21 protein-coding genes are annotated in these 21,132 nt (G+C 63.6%); 10 read left to right on the plus strand and 11 right to left on the minus strand.

What is annotated here, in order from left to right; genetic code table 11:
- Nucleotides 1-8: 8 nt before the first annotated feature.
- The 4 genes from ACSVIE_RS15080 to ACSVIE_RS15095 form a co-directional block, all read right to left on the minus strand.
- Nucleotides 9-467, minus strand: a complete 459-nt coding sequence (locus tag ACSVIE_RS15080) for a carboxymuconolactone decarboxylase family protein (protein ID WP_426004329.1) — start codon at nucleotides 465-467, stop codon at nucleotides 9-11.
- Nucleotides 468-592: 125 nt separating this feature from the next.
- Nucleotides 593-1,828, minus strand: a complete 1,236-nt coding sequence (locus tag ACSVIE_RS15085; protein WP_442424381.1) for a pyridoxal phosphate-dependent aminotransferase — start codon at nucleotides 1,826-1,828, stop codon at nucleotides 593-595.
- Between the two features lie 67 nt (nucleotides 1,829-1,895).
- On the minus strand, nucleotides 1,896-2,558 hold the full coding sequence (locus tag ACSVIE_RS15090; RefSeq protein ID WP_426004327.1) for a hypothetical protein: 663 nt from the start codon (nucleotides 2,556-2,558) through the stop codon (nucleotides 1,896-1,898).
- 115 nt (nucleotides 2,559-2,673) lie between these two features.
- Nucleotides 2,674-3,651: a helix-turn-helix domain-containing protein gene (locus tag ACSVIE_RS15095; RefSeq protein ID WP_442424382.1), complete on the minus strand. Its 978-nt coding sequence runs from the start codon at nucleotides 3,649-3,651 to the stop codon at nucleotides 2,674-2,676.
- Nucleotides 3,652-3,848: 197 nt separating this feature from the next.
- Here ACSVIE_RS15095 and ACSVIE_RS15100 point away from each other — a divergent pair, with 197 nt between their 5' ends.
- Entirely contained in the window at nucleotides 3,849-5,369 is a 1,521-nt protein-coding gene (locus ACSVIE_RS15100) for a GMC family oxidoreductase (protein ID WP_442424383.1), read from the plus strand.
- A 3-nt stretch (nucleotides 5,370-5,372) separates the two neighbouring features.
- Here ACSVIE_RS15100 and ACSVIE_RS15105 read toward each other — a convergent pair whose 3' ends face one another.
- A complete protein-coding gene (locus ACSVIE_RS15105; protein ID WP_442424384.1) occupies nucleotides 5,373-6,953 on the minus strand; it encodes an alkaline phosphatase D family protein in 1,581 nt (526 codons plus the stop codon).
- A 226-nt stretch (nucleotides 6,954-7,179) separates the two neighbouring features.
- Here ACSVIE_RS15105 and ACSVIE_RS15110 point away from each other — a divergent pair, with 226 nt between their 5' ends.
- Nucleotides 7,180-8,199 (plus strand): Abi family protein, encoded by a 1,020-nt coding sequence (locus ACSVIE_RS15110; protein WP_442424385.1) that lies wholly within the window; start codon nucleotides 7,180-7,182, stop codon nucleotides 8,197-8,199.
- Nucleotides 8,200-8,229: 30 nt separating this feature from the next.
- Here ACSVIE_RS15110 and ACSVIE_RS15115 read toward each other — a convergent pair whose 3' ends face one another.
- A complete protein-coding gene (locus tag ACSVIE_RS15115; RefSeq protein WP_426004320.1) occupies nucleotides 8,230-9,162 on the minus strand; it encodes an NAD-dependent epimerase/dehydratase family protein in 933 nt (310 codons plus the stop codon).
- Nucleotides 9,163-9,298: 136 nt separating this feature from the next.
- On the opposite strand from ACSVIE_RS15115, the gene ACSVIE_RS15120 reads away from it, so the two are divergent.
- From ACSVIE_RS15120 to ACSVIE_RS15130, 3 genes are read left to right on the plus strand one after another with little or no spacing between them, the layout of a single operon-like run.
- A complete protein-coding gene (locus tag ACSVIE_RS15120; RefSeq protein ID WP_426004319.1) occupies nucleotides 9,299-10,012 on the plus strand; it encodes a TetR/AcrR family transcriptional regulator in 714 nt (237 codons plus the stop codon).
- A 22-nt stretch (nucleotides 10,013-10,034) separates the two neighbouring features.
- On the plus strand, nucleotides 10,035-10,841 hold the full coding sequence (locus ACSVIE_RS15125) for an oxygenase MpaB family protein (protein WP_442424386.1): 807 nt from the start codon (nucleotides 10,035-10,037) through the stop codon (nucleotides 10,839-10,841).
- Nucleotides 10,834-11,745: a DUF817 domain-containing protein gene (locus ACSVIE_RS15130; RefSeq protein ID WP_442424387.1), complete on the plus strand. Its 912-nt coding sequence runs from the start codon at nucleotides 10,834-10,836 to the stop codon at nucleotides 11,743-11,745. The genes ACSVIE_RS15125 and ACSVIE_RS15130 overlap by 8 nt, the downstream gene beginning before the upstream one ends.
- Nucleotides 11,746-12,102: 357 nt before the next feature.
- On the opposite strand, the gene ACSVIE_RS15135 is transcribed toward ACSVIE_RS15130, so the two are convergent.
- A complete protein-coding gene (locus ACSVIE_RS15135; RefSeq protein WP_442424388.1) occupies nucleotides 12,103-12,666 on the minus strand; it encodes a hypothetical protein in 564 nt (187 codons plus the stop codon).
- Nucleotides 12,667-12,923: 257 nt separating this feature from the next.
- Here ACSVIE_RS15135 and dnaK point away from each other — a divergent pair, with 257 nt between their 5' ends.
- From dnaK to ACSVIE_RS15160, 5 genes are all read left to right on the plus strand, one after another.
- A complete protein-coding gene (gene dnaK / locus ACSVIE_RS15140) occupies nucleotides 12,924-14,792 on the plus strand; it encodes a molecular chaperone DnaK (protein ID WP_426004314.1) in 1,869 nt (622 codons plus the stop codon).
- Nucleotides 14,793-14,794: 2 nt separating this feature from the next.
- Nucleotides 14,795-15,454, plus strand: a complete 660-nt coding sequence (locus ACSVIE_RS15145; protein ID WP_426004313.1) for a nucleotide exchange factor GrpE — start codon at nucleotides 14,795-14,797, stop codon at nucleotides 15,452-15,454.
- Between the two features lie 89 nt (nucleotides 15,455-15,543).
- Entirely contained in the window at nucleotides 15,544-16,512 is a 969-nt protein-coding gene (locus ACSVIE_RS15150; protein WP_442424389.1) for a DnaJ C-terminal domain-containing protein, read from the plus strand.
- A gap of 10 nt (nucleotides 16,513-16,522) precedes the next feature.
- On the plus strand, nucleotides 16,523-16,954 hold the full coding sequence (locus tag ACSVIE_RS15155) for a heat shock protein transcriptional repressor HspR (protein ID WP_426004311.1): 432 nt from the start codon (nucleotides 16,523-16,525) through the stop codon (nucleotides 16,952-16,954).
- A 14-nt stretch (nucleotides 16,955-16,968) separates the two neighbouring features.
- Nucleotides 16,969-17,661 (plus strand): HAD family hydrolase, encoded by a 693-nt coding sequence (locus tag ACSVIE_RS15160; RefSeq protein ID WP_442424390.1) that lies wholly within the window; start codon nucleotides 16,969-16,971, stop codon nucleotides 17,659-17,661.
- 12 nt (nucleotides 17,662-17,673) lie between these two features.
- Here the strand turns inward: ACSVIE_RS15160 and ACSVIE_RS15165 are convergent, their stop codons facing one another.
- From ACSVIE_RS15165 to ACSVIE_RS15180, 4 genes are read right to left on the minus strand one after another with little or no spacing between them, the layout of a single operon-like run.
- Nucleotides 17,674-18,579, minus strand: coding sequence for a MurR/RpiR family transcriptional regulator (locus ACSVIE_RS15165; RefSeq protein ID WP_426004309.1), 906 nt, complete (start codon nucleotides 18,577-18,579; stop codon nucleotides 17,674-17,676).
- Nucleotides 18,580-18,594: 15 nt separating this feature from the next.
- Nucleotides 18,595-19,551: a phosphoglycerate dehydrogenase gene (locus ACSVIE_RS15170; RefSeq protein WP_442424391.1), complete on the minus strand. Its 957-nt coding sequence runs from the start codon at nucleotides 19,549-19,551 to the stop codon at nucleotides 18,595-18,597.
- 5 nt (nucleotides 19,552-19,556) lie between these two features.
- A complete protein-coding gene (locus ACSVIE_RS15175) occupies nucleotides 19,557-20,165 on the minus strand; it encodes a glucose-6-phosphate isomerase (RefSeq protein WP_442424392.1) in 609 nt (202 codons plus the stop codon).
- Nucleotides 20,162-21,121 carry a shikimate dehydrogenase family protein gene (locus ACSVIE_RS15180; RefSeq protein WP_426004304.1) on the minus strand — a complete coding sequence of 320 codons (960 nt, stop codon included), beginning with the start codon at nucleotides 21,119-21,121 and terminating at the stop codon, nucleotides 20,162-20,164. Before ACSVIE_RS15180 ends, ACSVIE_RS15175 begins: the two co-directional genes overlap by 4 nt.
- Between the last annotated feature and the right edge of the window lie 11 nt (nucleotides 21,122-21,132).

A 21,132-nucleotide genomic window follows, 5' to 3' on the forward strand; every position in this document is an offset into this window, starting at 1 on the left:
GTTACCGTTCAGACCAGCGGGTTCTTCTCGTCCAGTGGTGGCTCCATCTGCGTGCTGATGGCGATCCGGTTCCACACATTGATGGTGGAGATGGCCAGGATCAGGGCGCCCATCTGGCCGTCGTCGAAGTGCGTGGCTGCGGCGTTCCAGATCTCGTCGGTGACGGTATCCGGACCGAGCTGGGTGACGGCGTCCGTGAGAGCCAGCACGGCTTGTTCCCGCGCGTCGAAGAACACTTTGGAGTGCTGCCAGGCTGCGACGGCATGCAGCTTCCGGGATGGGATTCCGCGTTTCCGGCCGTCCGTGGCGTGCATGTCCACGCAGAAACCGCAGCCGTTCAGGATGGACGCGCGGAGCTTGATGAGCTCGTACAGTTCGGGGTCAACCGACTTGCGGGCGTAGCCTTCCAGCCCAATGACGGCTGCGTAGCCGAGCTTGTTGCTGCGGCCCATGTTGATGCGTGGCATCGTGTCTCCTCTTCCGATGGTTCCTTACATCAGGGATGTCGGAACGGACGCGGGAAGTGTGACAGCCGCCCAACTGGGTCGCAGTTAAGCGCGTTTTGAGCCGCGAAAACGCGCACAAATGCGACCTAGTTGGGCAGGTCAGTGGGGCGGTTCCGGTACGCAGCGAGGAAATGCGAGATACGGCGCACGGCTTCCTCGATGTCCCGGACATTCGGCAGGATCACAAAGCGGAAATGGTCCGGGGTGGGCCAGTTGAAGGCCGTGCCGTGGGAGATGAGGATCTTCTGTTCCTGGAGGAGTTGAAGGACGAACTTCTCATCCGACTCGATGGGGTAGATCTCAGGATCCAGCCGCGGGAACAAGTACATGGCACCGGCAGCCGGTACACAGCTGACGCCGGGGATGTTGGTCAGCAGTTTCCACGCCAGATCCCTCTGCTCACGCAGCCGCCCGCCCGGGGCAATCAGTGCCTCGATGCTCTGGTAGCCACCCAGGCAAGTCTGGATCGCGTGCTGTGCCGGGACGTTGGAACACAGGCGCAGCGATGCCAGGAGCTCCAGCGATTCCCGGTATTCCGCAGTGGCAGCCAGCGGACCGGTCACGGCAACCCAGCCTGCACGGTAGCCGGGCATGCGGTAGGCCTTGGACAGCCCGCTGAAAGTCAACACGCAGATATCGTCCGCAACGGAGGCGGTGTGGATGTGCGGGGCGTCCACGTAGCGGATCTTCTCGTAGATCTCGTCGGAGAACAGCACGAGGTCGTGCTTGCGGGCGAGGTCGGCGAACTGCTCCAGGACGTGGCGCGGGTACACGGCACCGGTGGGATTGTTGGGGTTGATGATGACGATGCCGCGGGTACGTGGAGTGATTCTCGCTTCAACGTCGGCCATGTTCGGCCACCAGTTCTCGTCCTCGTCGCAGAGGTAGTGCACGGCCTTGCCGCCGGTCAGGGTGACGGCTGCGGTCCAGAGCGGATAATCCGGGGCGGGGACCAGGATCTCGTCGCCGTTCTCCATGAAGGCCTGCAAGGTCATGGAGATGAGCTCGCTGACGCCGTTCCCGATGAAAACGTCCTCGACGCCGATGTTCATGAGTCCGCGCGTCTGGTAGTACTGCGAAATGGCGGTCCGAGCCGAGAAGATCCCCTTGGAATCGCTGTACCCCTGTGCGCCGCGGATGTGGTGGATCATGTCCACCACCACGGACTCCGGCGCCTCCAGTCCGAACGGGGCGGTGTCCCCGAGGTTCATCTTGAGGATCCTATGCCCCTCGGCTTCCATGGCCTTGGCGGCCTGGAGGATGGGGCCACGGAGTTCGTAGCGGACGTTCTGGAGCTTGCTGGAGGACTGCATCGGACGCATGGTTGATCTTTTCATGAGTGATGCCGCTGCGGACACTGCCGGACGCAGTGCTACGCCGATTGGGAGGCTAGGTCCAGCGGATGATGACCGGCAAACTGCTGGTGCTGGCGGAAACTTCGCGCTCTGTTCCGCGCACAGCTACGGCGAAATGCTGGAGTTCATCAGGGGATGCCATCACCTCAAAGTGCCCTGTTGCGTCGCTCCGCACGGCCGTGGCCGAGGAGTGCGCGTGGATGTAGGCGTCCGGAATTCCCTTGTTGTGGCTGTCCACCAAGCGGCCGTGGATGCGGCGTGCGGCGCCATTGCTCGCCACCAGTGTCTCCAACGCCGGAGGACCGGACGGCTCGTCGAAGTGCAGGGACACCGGGATTCTCACCAGGAATCCCAGTCCGTCGCGGATGCTTTTCTCGTACTCACCCGGCCGGTATTCACCGCTGGACACGATCGAGTACTGGCTGTGCCGCTCCACAGACAGGAGGAGTTGCTCCATGTTGTCCAGTTGCTCGGGACCGTGGCATTCCACGGCCACCCGGAGTTCCAGGTCAAGGACGGGACCGTCCAACCGGGACCTTCCCACCCGGCTGAGCGTTACCGCGTGCACGGTGACCGGCGCCTCCGGTGGAGGAACGACGGCGGTGGGGGACCCGTCGTCGAACCTGACCCGCTGGGGAGCCACGGCGTCGGAAAGTATCCCCAAAAGGTCGGTCAACGACGAACGGACGAAGCTCACGGCAGAACCCCAGCTGGACAAAATCCACACTTGCAACTGGAAACAGACTACTCCCGGTTGTGCCGGTAGTCACTGGAAAACGTGGGTAACTCCAGTCGTTGGGATGACCACTGGCCTATCCTGGCCGGTACGAATAACGGTACTCGGACGGTGAGTATCCGAACGCTGATTTGAAGGCCCGGGAGAAGCTCGAGGCATCGGTGAAACCCCAGTGCATGCCCACGACGGACACCGGCCTGGTCTGCAATCGTGGATCCAGCAGGTCCGTGCGGCACTTCTCCAGGCGTTGGCGTCGCAGCCACGCGCTGACAGTGTCGTCCCGCTCTTCGAAAAGTTTCTGGAGGTACCGGACCGAGACGTTGTGGGCGGCAGCGATGTCGCGGACGGACAGCTCCGGGTCGCTGAGCCGGGAGGCGACGAATGCTTCGATCCGCTCCATCAGCGCGAGCCGCTCGTGCGACAACGGCGACGACGGCGGCACGCGCTCAGCGAAGACCGCCGAGATGAGGTTCAACAAGGCATCCGAAACCGAGGCCGCGTCAGTCACGGAACCCTCGTGGAGTTGCTTGGCCACTGCGCCCAGGAGCGCCGACGTTAACGAACCAAGGCCTTGGCGTCCCGAGACGCGGGATGCGGTCAGCGTTGCGATGCTCTTGCGGTTCAGGTGCAGAGCCTCAGGCGGAAACATCACCACCATCATGCGGAAAGCGTCGTCAAAGTAGAGGTCGTAAGGACGGGTGGTGTCGTAAATTGCGAAATCCCCGGGCGTCAGGGCAGCTTCGCGGCCATCCTGCGCCACCACCGAGTAGCCCCGCAGTTGGAGGCCGAGCTTCACCAGGCCGGGATCATTGGCGCTGATTTCGCGGGGTCCCCGGCTGACGTGGCTTGCCGTTCCGGATACTGCGCTGAGGAAGACCGGTCCGACTGTTTGGTTGATGAGGCCGCCGTCGAATTCCTTCACGTCTGCGGCGGCCACTGAAAGCGGGACGAATGCGTCATTGACGGCTTGGTTCCATGCCTCAAAGCGATCGGTCCTGGCGAGGGCCTTGGTGCTGAACTCTTCGCGGGTTTGTTTGGCGATGGCTCCGGACACGTCGAGTCTCCTTCGAATGACGCACGGGGGTCCGAACCAGTGTCCCACGGAATCGCCGGTAGGCGTGATCGGCATCACAAGTGTGCAGATGGTGTGCAGGGCTGTGCGTTCCCGGCCAAGGTCTTCCCGGGACGACAGCGAAAGACTCGTGGAGACGAACTCTCTTTCGCAAGCCAACCCTGTTCAAGGAGGAACCCATGGCTGAAACCCAAACCCATGACTACGTGGTGGTCGGCGCAGGCTCGGCCGGCAGCGTGATTGTCCGCCGTTTGCTGGACGCAGGACACAGCGTGCACGTTGTGGAAGCAGGATCAACCGATACCGACCCCAACATCCACAGCCCCCAGGGTTGGCCTGCACTGCTAACCGGCGCCAATGACTGGGCCGTCATGACCACCCCGCAGAAGCATGCCAACAACCGCAGCCTGTACTGGCCCCGCGGCAGGGTCCTGGGCGGCAGCAGCTCGCTCAACGGCATGATCTACATTCGCGGACACAAGAGCGATTACGACTCCTGGGCGGCCAACGGCGCCGAAGGCTGGTCCTGGAATGACGTCCTTCCGCTGTTCAAGAAGTCCGAGGACCACGCCGACGGTGCCAGTGAGTTACATGGCAAGGGCGGGCCGCTGCACGTGGAACGGATTGCTGAACGCCACCCCGCCGCCCAGGCCTTCGTGGAGGCCGCGAAGGCTGTTGGCCATACGGAAACCGACGACTTCAACGGTATGCAGATGACCGGCGTCGGGTTCAACCACACCACCACCAAGGAAGGGAAACGTGCCAGCGCCTGGCAGAGTTTCGTCGCTCCGGTGCTGGACCACCCGAACCTCAAGGTCACCACGGACGCCCTGGTCACCCGGGTGACGGTCGACGGCGGACGCGCGACCGGCGTCGAATACCGGCTTGGTGATGAGGTGCTTCGTGCTGAGGCCGGCGCGGAAGTGATCATCAGCGCAGGAGCCATCGGTTCGCCAAAGATCCTCCTGCTGTCCGGGATCGGGCCGTCCGCCCACCTGCGCGAGGTGGGCCTTGACGCCGTCGTGGATCTGCCCGGCGTTGGCGAAAACCTGCACGACCACCTGCTGGCGGGCAACATCTACGAGGCGAACGGTCCGCTGGTGGCCGGCCGGCACAACCTTCTGGAGAGCCAGCTGTACGCCCACAGTGACCAGACCGACGAGGAAGCGCCGGATCTTCAGCCGCTCTTCCTGCACTTGCCGTATCCCACCGATGGAGGGCCGGCACCCGAACACGGCTACACGATTGCGCCGGGCATCGTGCGCCCTAGGTCGCGGGGAACCCTGCGCCTCGCCTCAGCCGATCCTGCCGCCGCACCCTTGGTGGATCCCAATATCCTGGCCGAGGAGTACGACCTCGAAGCCCTCGTTGACGCCATCATCCTGTGCCGGGAAATCGGGCAGCAGGACGCTTTTGAGCCATTCCGCAAACGCGAGTTCACGCCGTCGGACGCTCTAGTTTCCCGGGATCAGGTTCGCGGGTTCGCCCGGCAGGCCGCAGGGACTTATCACCACCAGGTGGGCACCTGCAAAATGGGCATCGATGATCTGTCCGTCGTTGATCCGCAGCTGCGCGTTCGGGGTGTCGAGGGCTTGCGGGTGGCGGACGCGTCCATCATTCCGTTCGTTCCGAGCGGAAATACGAACGCGCCCGCCATCATGATCGGCGAGAAGGCAGCGGAGCTGATCCTCGGCTCTTAGCCGCTACGCCAGGCCGGGCACTCCGTCATTGATCACGAACGATTTCTTGGTGGAAACCGGGGCGCCCGGCCTGGTCACGTAGTCCAGAACACGGAAGTCCGCAGTCAGCTGGTCTTTGGTGATGCGGGTGTTCACGTACCCGCGGTTGTCGTTGTAGAACTTCAGGTGCGGGTTCCAGGCCATGACGGGATCCGTGGTGGAGCCCGAGCCGTCACCGTTGGACGTGATGGACGAGCACACCAGTTCCGAACCCACCACGGGAGAGGACGGGTCCTTGTAGTCCACCTTCAGGTCGGTGGCCCAGTGGCGGTGCACGTCGCCGGTCAGTACGACGGCGTTGCGCACCTTCGCGTCAATCCAGCCCTGGGTGATGCGGCGGCGGGAAGCGGCATAACCGTCCCAGCCGTCCATGGACACATCGTCGATCTCGGGGGCCTTGTCACGGTCACGCTCCGCGAAAAACACCTGCTGGCCCAGGATGTCCCAGCGCTGGGTGGAGTTCCGGAAACCATCCAGGAGCCACTTTTCCTGTTCGGCTCCGGTGATGGTGCGGTTCTCGTCCAGGCGTCCGGCCACGTTCTTCCGCCAGCCGTCTCCGGCGAGCTGGTCGTCGCGGTACTGCCGGGTGTCCATCATGTGGAAGTTGGCCAGCTGACCCCACTGGATGGTGCGGTAGATCTTCATGTCGAAGCCGGCCGGGAGGGACGATGGGCGCAGCGGCATGTTCTCGTAGTAGGCCTGGAAGGCCGCGGCGCGGCGTTGCCGGAAGCGTTCGGTGGTGTCGTTGAGCTGGGTTGGATCGTTGTTCTCCGGGATGTCGTCAGCCCAGTTATTGTCCACTTCGTGGTCATCCCAGACAACCAACCAGGGCGCGATTGCGTGTGCGGCCTGCAGGTCGGTATCAGCCTTGTACTGGGCGTGACGCTGGCGGTACCCCGCCAGGTTGGTGGTCTCGGGGCCTTCGTGGTCGCGGGGATTGCCGCCGCCGATCACATAGCTGTCCTTCTTGTACTCATAGACGTAGTCGCCCAAGTGGAGCACCAGGTCGGGGTGGTCCTCGGCAAGCCTTGAATACGCGGTGAAGTAGCCGTGTTCGTATTGGGCGCAGCTGGCGAAGGCCATGGCCAGAGCGGCGGGCGTTTCACCGGGGGCGGGGCTGGTGAGCGTACGGCCTACCGCACTGAAATGGCGGCCCGTGCGGAAGCGGTAGAAGTACTCGCGTCCGGGCTTGAGACCCTTGAGCTCCACGTGCACTGAGTGGGCGGATTCGATCCGGGCCGTCTCGACGCCGCGGGCTACTACCCGGCGCATGGCCTGGTCTTCGGCTACCTCCCAGGCGACGGCGACGTTGCGGGAGGGCATGCCGCCCAGACCATCTTCCGCCACTGGGTTCAGGGCCAAACGGGTCCAGATCACGAAGCCGTCGGGCCACGGCTCGCCGGAGGCGACACCGAGCGTGAAGGGATCGGTGCGGAGACCGGCGTCGTCCGCTGTTGAAACGGCCACGGCGCTGACGGGGACAGCGGCAACCAAACCGGCGCCGAGGCCAGCTGAGATGAGGGATCTGCGGGTGATGTTTTCCATGGAGCTGACGCTAAGGAACCTGTCTTGACACGGCGCGAGGGAGGTGTGAATGCTGGGTGAACTGTGTGACACAGGTTGTTAACTCGTGCCCGCACGGCAGGAGAATGTTGCCGCGCGCTGGCGGGTTACCCTACGTGCGGGCAAATGTGTTAGCTTCAAACCATCAGACATTGCCCCCCTCTGAGCCGCGGCTCAAGGGGGCAATTTTCGTTGTCAAGGACTTGTGGTGGGTTTGGAGTACACGAAGGAATTCAAAGAGCGCGAAGATCTACTTCAGCAGCTTGAAGACCGTGGTCTTGCGGTTCCTGATCGAGCGGCCGCGCATACTTTCCTCACTCGTGTTGGCTACTTTCGCTCCGGCGCGTACCGGTATGTCTTCCGAGAGTTCCTGCCACCACAGGAGGTCGATTCGAAGCTGCACCAGTACCGCTCGGATGACTATGTGAGTGGTGCGGGCATTGGTGATGTCATGGCTCTGGAGGCGTTCGACTCCCGGCTGATACGGGTCTGTCAGGACGGCCTTTTGGACTTCGAAGTCCGTCTGCGGGCGGCGATCGCCCATACTCTTGCTGCGAAGGATATCGCCGCCCATGCGTCGAGAGAGTTCTTGGACGAACATAGCTGCGATCAACCAAGAGGGCAGCACACGAAGTTCGATGCATGGACCATGACGTGGCAGGATGCGGTGCGGGCGGCTGCGGAAGACGAGGATTTCATCAAGCACCATGTGTTGAAGTACCCGCGTCAGCCTGTGCCGATCTGGGCCGTCACTGAGGTACTAAGCTTCGGAAGCTTGCCCTATCTTTTCGAGTTGATGCAGACGCCGGACGCCCGTGCCGTGGCTCGCATGTTTGGGTTTGCCCACCCCCGGCGGTTCGGAGCGGTGATCCGCACGATGGTCGATTTCCGAAACGTTTGTGCGCATGGTGCCAGGTTATTCAACCGTTCCTTCAAGAGAGCAATCTCCATCGGCGCTCACGACACTGACGGAGTCCTCTTGGCGCATCTCAATGAGCCGGGCTTTACGACTACACCCAAAGGGCACCAGAGACTCTATATCTACGCAGCCGTCCTGGCGTTCATGCTCCGATCCCACACAGCTGGGACCAATTGGCATCTAAGCTTCAAGACGCAAGTCAAGAAGTTCGATACCACCGTCCGAGCTCCGGATGGCTCCGCGCTCCTCTCTCCGGAGGCAAGCATGGGATTCCCTGGGGATTGGCTGAAGCTGGACCTATGGCAATAGTTGCATGGCGTGTGGCGGTCAGTATGTAATTCACGCCACGGTCGGGCGGGTGGAGCCCCACCACGCCATCGTTGCTTCGGCCGCCTCCGGAAGTGGCGTCGGTTTCAGGCCCAGCAACCGCTGGCTTTCCGATGAATCCATGACGAATGGCTTCTCGAACTGGTACAGCATTTCCGCGAGCTCACGCATGGCGGTGGAGAACAGTCCGGCGGACCGCAGGATCCACCCCGGCACTGCGCCCACTTTTGGTGCCTTCACGCCCGCCGCCGCGGCAAAAGCTGCTGCCAGTTCACGCTGGGTCAGGGCAGGTCCAGTGGGCGCGTGAAGCACGCGGTTCCACAGTCCAGGGTTTTGCGCCGCGGCGATCATGGCATCGGCCAGGTCGGGAACATAAGTGAAGGAGTGGAGCTGCCCTGCGCTCCCGATCACTTGGAGGGGCTTTCCTTCAAGAATGGGCGTTACCACCCGTTCACCGCCGTGGGCCATCTTTACCCGTGGCCCGAAGAAGTCGCCGGCAACCACGCTCACGGTGTCAGCCGGGTGCGCCTCACGGGCCTTGAGCAGTTGGGTCCGGACGCCGCGCTTGCCGCCCGTCGCCTCCCGGGGCCCGGCCTCGGTCATGGTGCGATCGGGCTCGCTGTACGAGTACAGGCTTTCAGGAAATACGACGACGGCGCCCGCGACCGCCGCTGCGTCCATCACCACTTGCTCGGCCTGGGGGAGTTCGGCCTGCCACTCCTTTGCCCGATATTTGGACCCGTGGATGCAGTGGAAGACTGCCTCGGCACCGCGCACTGCCTGGCGCAGTTGGGCCGAGTCGGAGGCGTCTGCCCGCATCCGCTCAACCCGCGGGTGCTCCGGTCCGCTGCCCGACCTCGTCAACACGCGAACCTCTCTGCCTTGCGCGGCGAGCTTCTCGGCAATGGTCCAGCCAACGGGTCCTGCTCCTGTGACGACGTACATAGGGTGCTCATTTCGTTTCCGGGAAGATATTCGAGAGCGGTGCTCTCTCAAATCCAGAATGACCCTCGAGTAACGCAAAGTCAAGAGCACTGCTCTCTTTTGTTGCTGTTGCTCTCAAATGTGGCAAGCTGTTCGTATGCCAGACAATCCCAAGCCGCAGACTCCCCGGGAACGCGCCCGCGCCCGGACCATCGCCGACATTGTGCGGTTGGGTCGTGAGCACTTGGCGATCCACGGAGCGGCAGCGCTCTCGCTCAGGGCCGTGGCGCGGGATCTCGGCGTCGTCTCCTCCGCCGTATACCGGTACGTCGAGAACCGCGATGAGCTCCTGACCCTCCTCCTTATCGACGCCTACAACGAGTTGGGGGACGAGGTGGATGAGGCGGTCGATGCCGTTGCGCCAAGCGACTTCGCAGCCCGGTTCCACGCCCTCGGCACGGCCGTCCGCTCCTGGGCTCTTCGCGAGCCGGCGAGTTACGCATTGCTTTTCGGCAGTCCCGTGCCCGGCTACCAGGCGCCAGGGGAGCGGACCACCATTCCCGGCACGCGCGTCATCGTCCGCCTCGTCGGGATTTTCGATGCCGCCTACCGTGCCGGTGCCCTGACCGCGGAGGTGGGTCCCGCCGTCGTGATTCCACCGGCGCTGGCAAAAGACCTGGCGGGTATACGCGCAGAGATGGGGCTTGCAGCACCCGATGCGTCGCTCGCGCGGGGCGTGCTGGCCTGGACCTCGCTGTTCGGGGCCGTGAGCTTCGAGGTGTTTGGGCAATACGGCCCGGACACCTTTGCCGCCCGCGATGACCTCTTTGCGCATCAGATGTCTGTGCTGCAGGCAGTCGCGGGCTTGTAAGGGGCGGAAGTAAAGTATTCGGATGGCTCGTGGACTGGCTGACATTGGCGCGGAGGGCGTTTTGCTCGCCGGAGCCGGACGCGCCATCCTCCTGCAAATCGCCGATCCCCGGGTGGGTCACGGGGTGGCCGAGCACAGTGACTTTGCTAAACGTCCACAAGACCGGTTGCGGGCCACTCTGACGTATGTCTACGCGATCGTGTACGGCACCGAGGAACAGATCGCGGCTGTCCGCCGCGCAGTCAACCGGGCGCACGCCCCGGTGCGCAGGACCGCCGGGGCAGGGTCAAGGGGATACAACGCTTTCGACGCCGGGTCGCAGCTTTGGGTGGTGGCCACCCTGTACGACACGGCCGTCACCGTTTGCGAACAAGTCCTGGGCCCGCTCGACGACGACACTGCCGAGCGTATGTACCAGGACTATGCGCGGATCGGGACTGCCCTCCAGCTACCGCCGGACATGTGGCCCGAGAACCGCGCTGCTTTTGCCGAATACTGGAACACACAGCTGGGGTGCCTGCGGCCGGACGACCAGGCCCGCAAGGTGGCCCGCGACCTGCTGTACCCCGCCGGAGGGCCGGCTCTCATGCGCCTCCTGATGCCCCTGGCCCGGTTCCTCACAGCCGGGCTCTTGCCGGACCATCTGCGTGAGGGATTCGGACTCGAGTGGGGGCCGGCGCATTCGCGCCGTTACGCACGGACCATGCAACTGCTTGGACGCCTGTACCCGCGTCTCCCTCGAAAGATAAGGCATTGGCCGAAAGACTATTGCCTCAGCACCCTCGCAGGGGTGCCTGTCCGGGCCCGGAGTGAGGTCCACCATGCGTAATTCGACATCGGTGGAAGAGTCCATTGACCGGCTGGCCCACCGTTTCCTGGACCGTTCGCCCGGCGGCCGCCTGCGGAGCCGGCTTACGGAATTTCTCGTCTTTGGACTCAAGCAGGCCTGGGCGTGTGTTTTCGGCGCGCTGTTGCTGGCCGTCATCATGGGGGCGCGGCTTTGGTACCCCTCGGACGCAGGGCTGGCCCGGAACGATTTCCTGACCCTCGCCGCCGTCCTGATTCAGGTACTCATGGTGGTGTTCCGGCTGGAAACCCTGAGGGAGCTCCGGGTGATCGTGCTGTTCCACGTGGTGGGTACGGTGATGGAACTGTTCAAGACGGACGTCGGTTCGTGGGCCTATGAAGCTGAGGGAGTTCTCCGGATCGGGGCGGTTCCGCTGTTCAGCGGTTTCATGTATGCGGCCGTGGGGTCTTACATGGTGCGCGTGTTCCGCCTGTTCGACCTCCGTTTCAACAGGTACCCGCGGCGCTGGGTCACCGCCCTGGTCGCTGCCGCAATCTACGTCAATTTCTTCTCGCACCACTACATCCTCGACTTCCGCTGGGTGCTGCTTGCCGCCGTCGTGATCGTGTACGGACGGTGCGTGATGCATTACCGCGTATTCCGCAAGCGGTTCCGGATGCCCATCCTGGTCGCGTTTCTGTTGGTGGCGCTGTTCATCTGGTTCGCGGAGAACATTGGCACCTGGTCCCGCGCATGGCTGTACCCGAATCAGCTGGATGGCTGGCAAGCGGTCTCGATCGACAAGCTGCTGGCGTGGTTCCTGCTGATGATCATTTCCGTGGTGCTCGTTGCGTGGGTGTACAAGCCGGAGGGGCCCGAAGACGAGGCGCAAGGCCGCCCCGGCCGCGCTGATCTGACCACCGTTAGTCCGTCCGAGGGGTCGTAAGCCGTTTCCGCAACGTCACGACGGTCACGCCAGCGACGAGCCCGGCCAGTGGGAAGGTTCCCAGGACTATCTGCGGATATCTGGGATGGAATGAGCGTTGGCTTGAACCGTCGATCATGGTGAAAGAGCAGTCGAGGCCCAAAGGGAAGAAGCTGTAATCGCCGGCAGGATTGGAACTCCCTACGTCGTGGATGGTCCCCTTCGGCAGGTATTCAGTATGGCAGGGCATCGAAATGGATGATCGCCAGACCAGCAATCCCCGATCAGCGGCCCCAACGAGGAAGTACCATGCGACGGCCAAGGCCACCGCAACTACGACGAATGGATGCTGCGACAGCAAGCCTTGCCGCCCTCGGCTCACGTCCCGCCCCGGATGGCTCGGAGGGCTGCCCCGCGGGCTTGAAGCAGGGGCTCGACGTCGGGCACCCGCCTCAGGTGGATGCCATCAGGTCCCGGACGCCCTCCTTGGCAGAGGATAACGACGCCGGGCTTGGTGAGCGCCGACCACGCGACCCAAAACGTCGGCCCTTCACAGACGTTGAAATTCGTGGGAACGCCATCGACGGTCGCGTCGTACTGCCGCGGATTAAGCGAATCGGACCTCTCAAATGGCCTCGCCGCCCACGACGGTGGTGGCCCGCTGACTTCCCGCCACTTGTGGAGGGCCGTCTCGGAGGCGGGCCGGGTCGTGGTGATCACCTCAAGGTGAAACGGAGCTTCACCTTCCTTGAGCGGGGGCCGGTGCCCGTGCAGCACGCTGCCTTCGCTCGCGTCCATTTGCCACGAGCCCAGCATGAGAGGCCCCTTCCAGTCCTCGACTTGATAGAGCGGAAGGCTCGCTGCGCGCTCCCGTACTTCCTGGTCGTGCCGGCTTTGCATGGCCCAGAACTCGTCCGGTGGCATGAATCCAGTGAGGTCCATCGCGCCAGTCTGCCAGTTCACGCTGAGCGAAACCAGCCCCGGATTACGCGCCATTCCGCGTCTCAGACCGCAAAAGAAAGCAGACTTGAGCGTACTTGACTCAACTTTGGATTGACATCTTTCCGAGGCTGAGTACAGTTGAGTGCAGAACGCTCAACTAGCCGATTGTTGAGTGGGCTCCCGACCAGCAGGACCGCTCCGGCGGAGAGTGTTGCCGGGTGCAATCTTCAACATCGGCCATTGAAAGGAAACAAGATATGTCACGTGCAGTAGGTATCGACCTCGGAACCACCAACTCCGTGGTCTCTGTTCTTGAAGGTGGCGAGCCCACCGTCATCGCCAACGCAGAAGGCGGCCGCACCACGCCGTCCGTCGTCGCGTTCTCCAAGTCCGGCGAAGTCCTGGTCGGCGAGATCGCCAAGCGCCAGGCCGTCAACAACATCGACCGCACCATCGCCTCCGTTAAGCGCCACATGGGCACTGACTGGACCGTCGCCATCGATGACAAGAAGTACACGCCGCAGGAAATCTCCGCGCGTATCCTCATGAAGCTTAAGAACGACGCCGAGAGCTACTTGGGCGAAAAGGTCACCGACGCTGTGATCACCGTTCCGGCCTACTTCAACGACGCCGAGCGCCAGTCCACCAAGGAAGCCGGCGAAATCGCAGGCCTCAACGTCCTCCGCATCGTCAACGAGCCCACCGCGGCCGCTCTGGCCTACGGCTTGGACAAGGGCAAGGAAGACGAACTCATCCTGGTCTTCGACCTCGGTGGCGGTACCTTCGACGTCTCCCTCCTCGAGGTCGGCAAGGACGAAGACAACTTCTCCACCATCCAGGTCCGCGCGACCGCCGGTGATAACCGCCTGGGCGGCGACGACTGGGACAACCGCGTTGTCGAGTGGCTCCTGGGCCAGCTCAAGGTCAAGGGCATCGACCTCTCCAAGGACAAGATCGCCCTCCAGCGCCTCCGTGAAGCTGCTGAGCAGGCCAAGAAGGAACTGTCCTCCTCCACCAGCACCAACATCTCCCTCCAGTACCTGTCCGTCACCCCCGACGGCCCGGTCCACCTGGACGAGCAGTTGACCCGTGCCAAGTTCCAGGACCTCACCAAGGACCTCCTGGACCGCACCAAGAAGCCGTTCCACGACGTCATTGCTGAGGCCGGAATCAAGGTCTCCGACATCGACCACATCGTCCTCGTCGGTGGTTCCACCCGTATGCCTGCCGTCTCCGAGCTCGTCAAGGAACTCGCCGGCGGCAAGGAACCCAACAAGGGCGTCAACCCGGATGAAGTTGTGGCCGTTGGTGCCGCACTCCAGGCCGGTGTCCTGAAGGGCGAGCGCAAGGACGTCCTGCTCATCGACGTCACGCCGCTGTCCCTCGGCATCGAAACCAAGGGTGGCGTCATGACCCACCTGATCGAGCGCAACACCGCCATCCCCACCAAGCGTTCGGAAACCTTCACCACCGCTGACGACAACCAGCCGTCCGTGGCCATCCAGGTCTTCCAGGGCGAGCGTGAATTCACCCGCGACAACAAGCCGCTGGGCACGTTCGAGTTGACCGGTATTGCTCCCGCCCCGCGTGGCGTGCCGCAGATCGAGGTCACCTTCGACATCGACGCCAACGGCATCGTCCACGTATCCGCCAAGGACAAGGGCACCGGCAAGGAACAGTCCATGACCATCACCGGTGGCACGGCACTGTCCAAGGAAGACATCGACCGCATGGTCCGCGAAGCCGAAGAGCACGCCGCCGAGGACAAGGCCCGCCGCGAAGCTACGGATACCCGCAACTCCGCAGAGCAGCTCGCCTACTCGGTGGAGAAGCTGATCTCCGAGAACGAGGACAAGCTGCCGGAAGAGGTCAAGACCGAGGTGAAGGCCGACGTCGACGCCCTCAAGTCCGCCCTGGAGGGCACCGACGACGCCGCCGTGAAGACTGCGTTTGAGAAGCTGCAGGCTTCCCAGACCAAGCTCGGCGAAGCCATCTACGCCCAGGCGTCCGCTGCGGACGCTCCGGGTGCCGGTGCTGAAGGCGCTCCCGCAGGTGGCGCTGGTGACAAGGCCGACGAGGACATCGTCGACGCCGAAATCATCGACGAAGACGAAGCGAAGAAGTAGCCATGCCTCATCACGGCAACGAAGAAGAGCACTCCGAAGGCAACGAGCAGCGCAAGCCCGTCATCCGGGACAACCGCAAGGTTGACCCGGAGACCGGGGCCGCGCGGCACCCTCATGGTGAATCCGCGGATGCAGCTGAAAGCGACGCCGCTCCCACCGAGGGCGACGCCCTTTCCCAGGCTGAGGAAATCCTCAACGGGGTGGAGGTTCCGGCTGAAGAGTCGGTAGCGTCCGGTGCAGCGGCCGAGGCCCAGGCAACGGAGCTCCGCAACGATCTCCTCCGCCTGCAGGCTGAGTACGTCAACTACCGCAAGCGCGTGGAACGGGACCGTGCCGTAGCAGGAGAAATGGCCGTCATCGGCGTCCTGAACTCGCTGCTCCCGGTGCTGGACGACGTCGACGCTGCACGCCAGCACGGTGACCTCGAGGACGGACCCTTCGCCGCCATCGCCACCAAGCTGGAGAACGCGCTGAAGACGTACGGACTCGAGCGCATCTCGGAAACGGGTGTCGAATTCGACCCCACCATTCACGAGGCACTCATCCAGCAGCCCGGCGAGGACATCGAGGTAGACACCGTCAGCCAGGTGCTGCGCTCCGGATACCGCTCAGGCGAGCGTGTCCTCCGTGCAGCCCAGGTGATTGTGGCTGTACCCGCGTAACAACTCATCGAGATGGCAGTTCGTGACAGTGTTTGAAGAGAACATTGGGACGAACTGCCATCTCGTTACCACAACGAAAGGAAACGCTCTTGGCCAGCCAGGACTGGGTTGAAAAGGATTTTTACGCGATCCTTGGTATCGCCAAGGACGCCTCCGACGCTGATATCAAAAAGGCTTACCGCAAGCTTGCCCGGCAGTACCACCCGGATACGAATGCCGGTGATGCTGCTGCGGAGAAGCGGTTCAAAGACATTTCCGAGGCCTACTCGGTGCTGTCGAGTCCTGAGGACCGGCAGCAGTACGACGCCATCCGCGCCATGGGTGGCGCCCGGTTCGCCCCTGGCGCGGGTGGACGCAGCGGTGCCGGCGCCAACGGAGGCTTCGAAGACCTGTTCGGTGGCTTGTTTGGCGGCGCGCGCCAGCCGGCCGGCGGCGGCGGTATCCCGCCCGAGTTCGCCGACCTGTTCGGCGGTGGCTTCGGAGGAGGGCCGGCCGGGTTCCAGCGTGCACCCCAGAAGGGCTCCGACCGGACCGCCACCACCTCCATCTCGTTCGCCGGTTCCATCAAGGGCACCACGGTCAGCCTGCGCGAGAGCAACGGCAATGTCATCGACGTCAAGATTCCGGCGGGCATCAAGGACGGCCAGAAGGTCCGCCAGCGCGGCAAGGGCAACGCCGGTCCCGCCGGAAACGGCGACCTCATCATCACGGTGAGCGTGAAGCCCCATGACTTCTTCCAGCGCGAAGGCGACAACATCCGCATCCATGTGCCGGTGACGTTTGCGGAGGCGGCGCTTGGCGCCACTATCGAGGCTCCAACGCTCGACGGCGACACCGTCAAGTTGCGTGTCCCGGCGGGCACACCCGCTGGCCGCACCCTGAGGGTCAAAGGCCGTGGCGTGAAGACATCGAAGGCGACCGGTGACCTTCTCGTGACGATCGACGTCGCCGTTCCCCAGAACCTGAGCAAGGAAGCGGAAGAGGCCGTCAAGGCGTTCGCTGCCGCCACCTCGGACGCGAACCCGCGTCAGGATCTGGCCGCGAAGGCCCGGCTGTAAGGAGGCGGTCATGGCAATCGACGTCAACCAGCCGATCTTTGTCATCTCCGTCGCCGCGGAGCTTGCCGACATGCATCCGCAGACGTTGCGCCAGTACGACCGCCTGGGCATCGTCTCGCCCAGCCGCGCCCCCGGCAAGTCCCGCCGCTATTCCCAGCATGACGTGGACAAACTGCGGGAGGTCCAGCGCCTCTCGCAGTCGGGGGTGTCCCTGGAGGGCATCAAACGCATTATGGAGCTCGAGAACCAAGTGGCGGCCCTGCAGTTCAAGGTTGCCGAACTGACTGAGGAGCTTTCACGGCGCAGGACCCCCTTGGATGCACGGATCTTCGCAGCTGGTGCTGCCGGTGACGTGGTCAGCCTTGCCCGCGGGCAGCGGCCGCGCCCCCGCTCGCAGGCCGTGGTGGTGTGGCGTCCGCGGTCGGGGGAGGGCCAACGATGAATCCCTATGCCGGGATGCCAACTCACCGTGACCAATTCTTTTCCACCTTCCTTGAGACATTCGGTTCCTGGCGTCCGGATGCCGTGATCTTCGATTGCGACGGCCTCCTGATGGACACCGAATCGCTGTGGACCCGCACACAGGAAATGGTGTGTGACCAACTCGGTATAGCCTTGGACAGGGAGCTGCGCCATCAATTGGTTGGTCTCCCTGCCAGCCGCATTGGGCCCCTCATGGCCCAGCGGGCGGGTGCCGAGCCGGCCTCTGTCATCAAGCAGCTGTTGGATGTCAATGAGCTCCTGGTGCTGGAATCGGGTCGCCCCATGCCCGGGGCCCGCGAAATCGTGGAGGCGATGGGGGCGAAGGTACCGCTGGCAGTCGCGAGCAACTCGGCCCGTCGCATCCTGGACGTGGCCATCTCCCGCAGTGGCTTCGAATCACAGTTCACGGCCACTGTTTCGGCTGAAGAGGTGGCGCAACCCAAGCCGGCCCCGGATGTCTACCTGGCCGCTGCGGAGGCGTTGGGTGCAGTCCCGGGGAAATGCGTCGCCTTCGAGGATTCCGAGGCCGGCGCCAAGGCCGCGGTGGCCGCAGGCATGAAAGTCATCGCCGTCCCACACATGGCAAGCCAGGAGCCGCTGGCCCATGCCTTTTGCGGATCCCTGGAATCGCGGGATCTGCTGGCTTGGGTAGCGGCTTGGAAGTAGGTGCCGAGGGAGCTACGAACTCCGGCGCGATTGCCGGATGCTGCTCTGGTAGGTGTCCTTAAGGTTCTTGACGGTCGCGTCATAGTGCCTTGTGGCGTAGGCGGCGTAGAGGATGTCGATGACCAGCAGCTGCCCCCATTTACTGGTGACCGACTCCCCGTAGAGTTCTCCGCCGCTCGGGGCCGTAGCCGTGAACAGTGCGATATCGGCGTGCTCCAACAGGGGAGAGCCTTCGGCGCCAGTGATGGCCAGGGTTGCCGCCCCACGTTGTTGGGCCAGATGGAGCGCTTCGATGATGGGCGTGCTTTGCCCCGAATCGCTGATACCAATCAAGAGATCACCCGGGGCAAGGATGGTCGCGAGCATGACCTGGATAGTGGTGTCCCGGTAGAGCATGCATTTCTTGCCTGCGCGGGTGAAGCGCATCACGGCCTCTTCGGCGGCGATGCTGGAGGACCCCATGCAGCAGAACACCAAGGTGTTGGCGGCGTCGATCATGTCTACGGCGCGCTGGATGGCTTCCACGTCCTGGCGCTGTCCCGTACGCCTCAGTGACTGGATGCTGCTGCGTTCAACCTTGCCGACGATGTCCTCGGGGGTGTCACCGCGGTTGACGCCCTCGTACACAACGTCCGACGCCGCAGGCTGCTCCTGGGTGGCAGCCTTGGATATGAAGGCCGCTTCGGCCAAACCCAGCAGCAGGGACTTGTAACCGTCCACGCCCAGCTCGCGCACGAAGCGCGAGACGGTCGATTCGCCAACGCCGGCGGCCAGCGCCAGTTCGGTGATGGTCATGGCCTGCGCGCGTTCGGGTGATTTCAGGACAGCTTCCGCCACAAGACGGAGCGACGGCGGAAGGTAAGGCAGCCGCGCCGAAATCCGGTGCAGCAGTCCGCCGTCGGTAAAGGTCTCCGTCATGTGGCAGTCTCCGGTCTAGTGCTGGTTGGCCAGGGCCTGAAGCAGGTTGTCCACGGCAGCCCAGGTGGCCCGGTCAACGCTTTCCCCAGTGTATCCACCGATGTGCGGGGTCGCGATGACATTCGGGTGCCCCACCAGGGGAGTGCGGCCGGGAGGCTCGGTTTCGAAAACATCGGTGGCGAGGAACGCCACGGCTCCCGATTCCAGGGCGGCCAGAACTGAATCATCATCCACCAGGGAAGCCCGGGCTGTGTTGATGATCCCTGCCCCGCGTTTGAGCAAGCCGATAGTGGCCTTCCCTATAACCGGCTCCGCCGACGGCGGCATGTGGAGGGAAACTACGTCGGAGGTTCGCAGGACGTCGTCCAGCGAACCCCAGGCGAAGTCCTCCGAAGGTCGGAAGGACTCCAACGGGTAGGCGTCGAAAGCCAGCACTTTCATTCCAAGCCCCAGCGCCATCAGGGCCACCCGCCGTCCGATCTGGCCGCAGCCGAGCAGGCCGAGCGTTTGCCCCGACACTTCCCGGCCAGGGCGTCGCGCCCACTGCCCGGACTTCAGTTGACCGTCATGCCACGGGATGCCTCGCACCGCAGACATCATGAGGGCGATGGTCAGTTCCGCGACACCCTGGGAATTGGCACCGGGCGCGGTGAGAACGCTGATGCCTTGCCGTTTGGCGGCGTCGACGTCGATCGAATCGATCCCCACTCCGTTGCGGGAGATTGCCTTCAGCTCAGGGAATTCGGACAGGAATGAGCCGCTCAGGCGTTCCGTCCCGGCGATATAGCCCACGCAACCGCGCAACGCGCTGCGCAGCTGCTGTTCGTTGGGGACGGCACCCGGGGCGGGATACACGACGTCGTATCCCGCCTTTTCGAGCTGCCGCAAGGCGGGGTGCCCCCCGTCCGAAATGGAACGGGGGGTCACCGCAATCCGGCGAGGGCCGCCGTCGTGCGTTACGTTCGGCGACATGGCACTCAGGCCTGCCAGCGCAGGTTGTCGATGAACTCAGGCTTGCCGTCCCGCTCGACGCACAATTTGCGGAAGCCTTTGGTCTCGATGGTCCCGTAGTCGTGGCCGGCGTGGCCCGGGAAGGCGAAGAAGGTCACCAGCGGCTCCGTGGCCGAAACGTTGATGCTCCGATGGGCGTAGCGGCGCGGAACGTAGACTGCCTGTCCTGGCGTGAATTCCGCGGCCTGCCAGTCGCCCTCGGGGTTCTCCATCAGCATGTAGCCATGGCCGCTCAGGCAGTAGTAGATCTCCGCGGTGTCCAAAACCTCGTGGAAGTGGCCCTTGGTCATGTAGTACTCATCACCCACCTTGCCCGGGTAGGTGATGCTGGTTCCGTAGGCCACGTCACCGGACGTGGACGGAACGCCCATGTCGAAGAATTCATAGACCAGGACGTCGTCCTCGGCCACCTGTGCGGCAGCGGCGGCTTGGTCCGCGTACATGTTGGCCATGGCTGAGAGCCGGCGTTGCAGCGGTGCCTTCGCGGCGGACAGCCCGGTCTTGACGTCGAAGTCTGTCAATACTGCCTGGACGGTCGTCTCAGCTGCAGTTGTCTTGGCGGCGGTGGTGCTCATGAGGAAATCTCCTTCTTGGAAACGTTCAGTGCGATGTCGGACAAGCGGTCGAAGACCGGTCCGCGGGTTGGAATGTCGATGGCGAAGACGTCGGCGATCACGCGCGTCCACCCGTGGAGGAAGTAGACCCAGCCGTCTTCTACCCGGACGTTCAGGCTGGGTTGTTGGGCGTTGGCCTGGTCCAGGAACACGAGCTCGCCCCGGTAGTTGAAGTCCCAGGCAACGGCGTCCTGGGGGAAGACCACTTTGTCCGTGAGCGGTGAGCCCGGCCGGTCTTTCCCCAAGCCAGTGGCATTGATGATCACTGAGCCGGGTGGAGCGGCGGAAACCACGGCGTCGTTCTCCGCAGCGTCTGCCACCTGGACGTAGCTGATGGGCAGGTTGCTGCCGAGCTTGGCATGCATCGACCGCATTTCCTCCAATCGGCTGGCCCGGCGGTTGGTCACCGTGATCTTGGCCGGTGCCGGGAATCCTGCGCCTGCGCGTTTGTGCAGGTAGTACGTCAGGGCCAGGGATGAACCACCGGCCCCCAGCAACACCAGCTCGGCCCCGCTGTCCTGCCAGTAGTCATCAGGAACAATCGCTTCCAGGGACAGCCCGCTGGTGACGGCGTCCATGGCGTTGCCCCACAGCTTCCCGTCCTTCTTGGAGATGCTGCTGATCTCGTGCAGCACCTGTGCATCCTCACCGAAGCCGTCGAAGTGTTCCTTTGCTGCGCTGACGATGTCCAGCTTGTGGGTGGTGACCAGCGCGCCGAGCGACAGGGGATCAGTTTTGAGGAACCGGACAACGTCCTGGTAGTCGGGCGCCGGTGCGCCCGGAGGGAGGTCGATTCCCTTCAGGACTGCGGACAGTCCCAGTTCCTCGGCCCATGCCGGGAAGACGCGCATGATGGATGATTGCTTGGTGGTGACCCCCACGAAGTACATGGTGGGTTCAGTGGCGGGCAACAACATAGTGGTGCTCT

The organism is Paenarthrobacter sp. NCHU4564 (assembly GCF_052156435.1).
GTDB lineage: Bacteria > Actinomycetota > Actinomycetes > Actinomycetales > Micrococcaceae > Arthrobacter.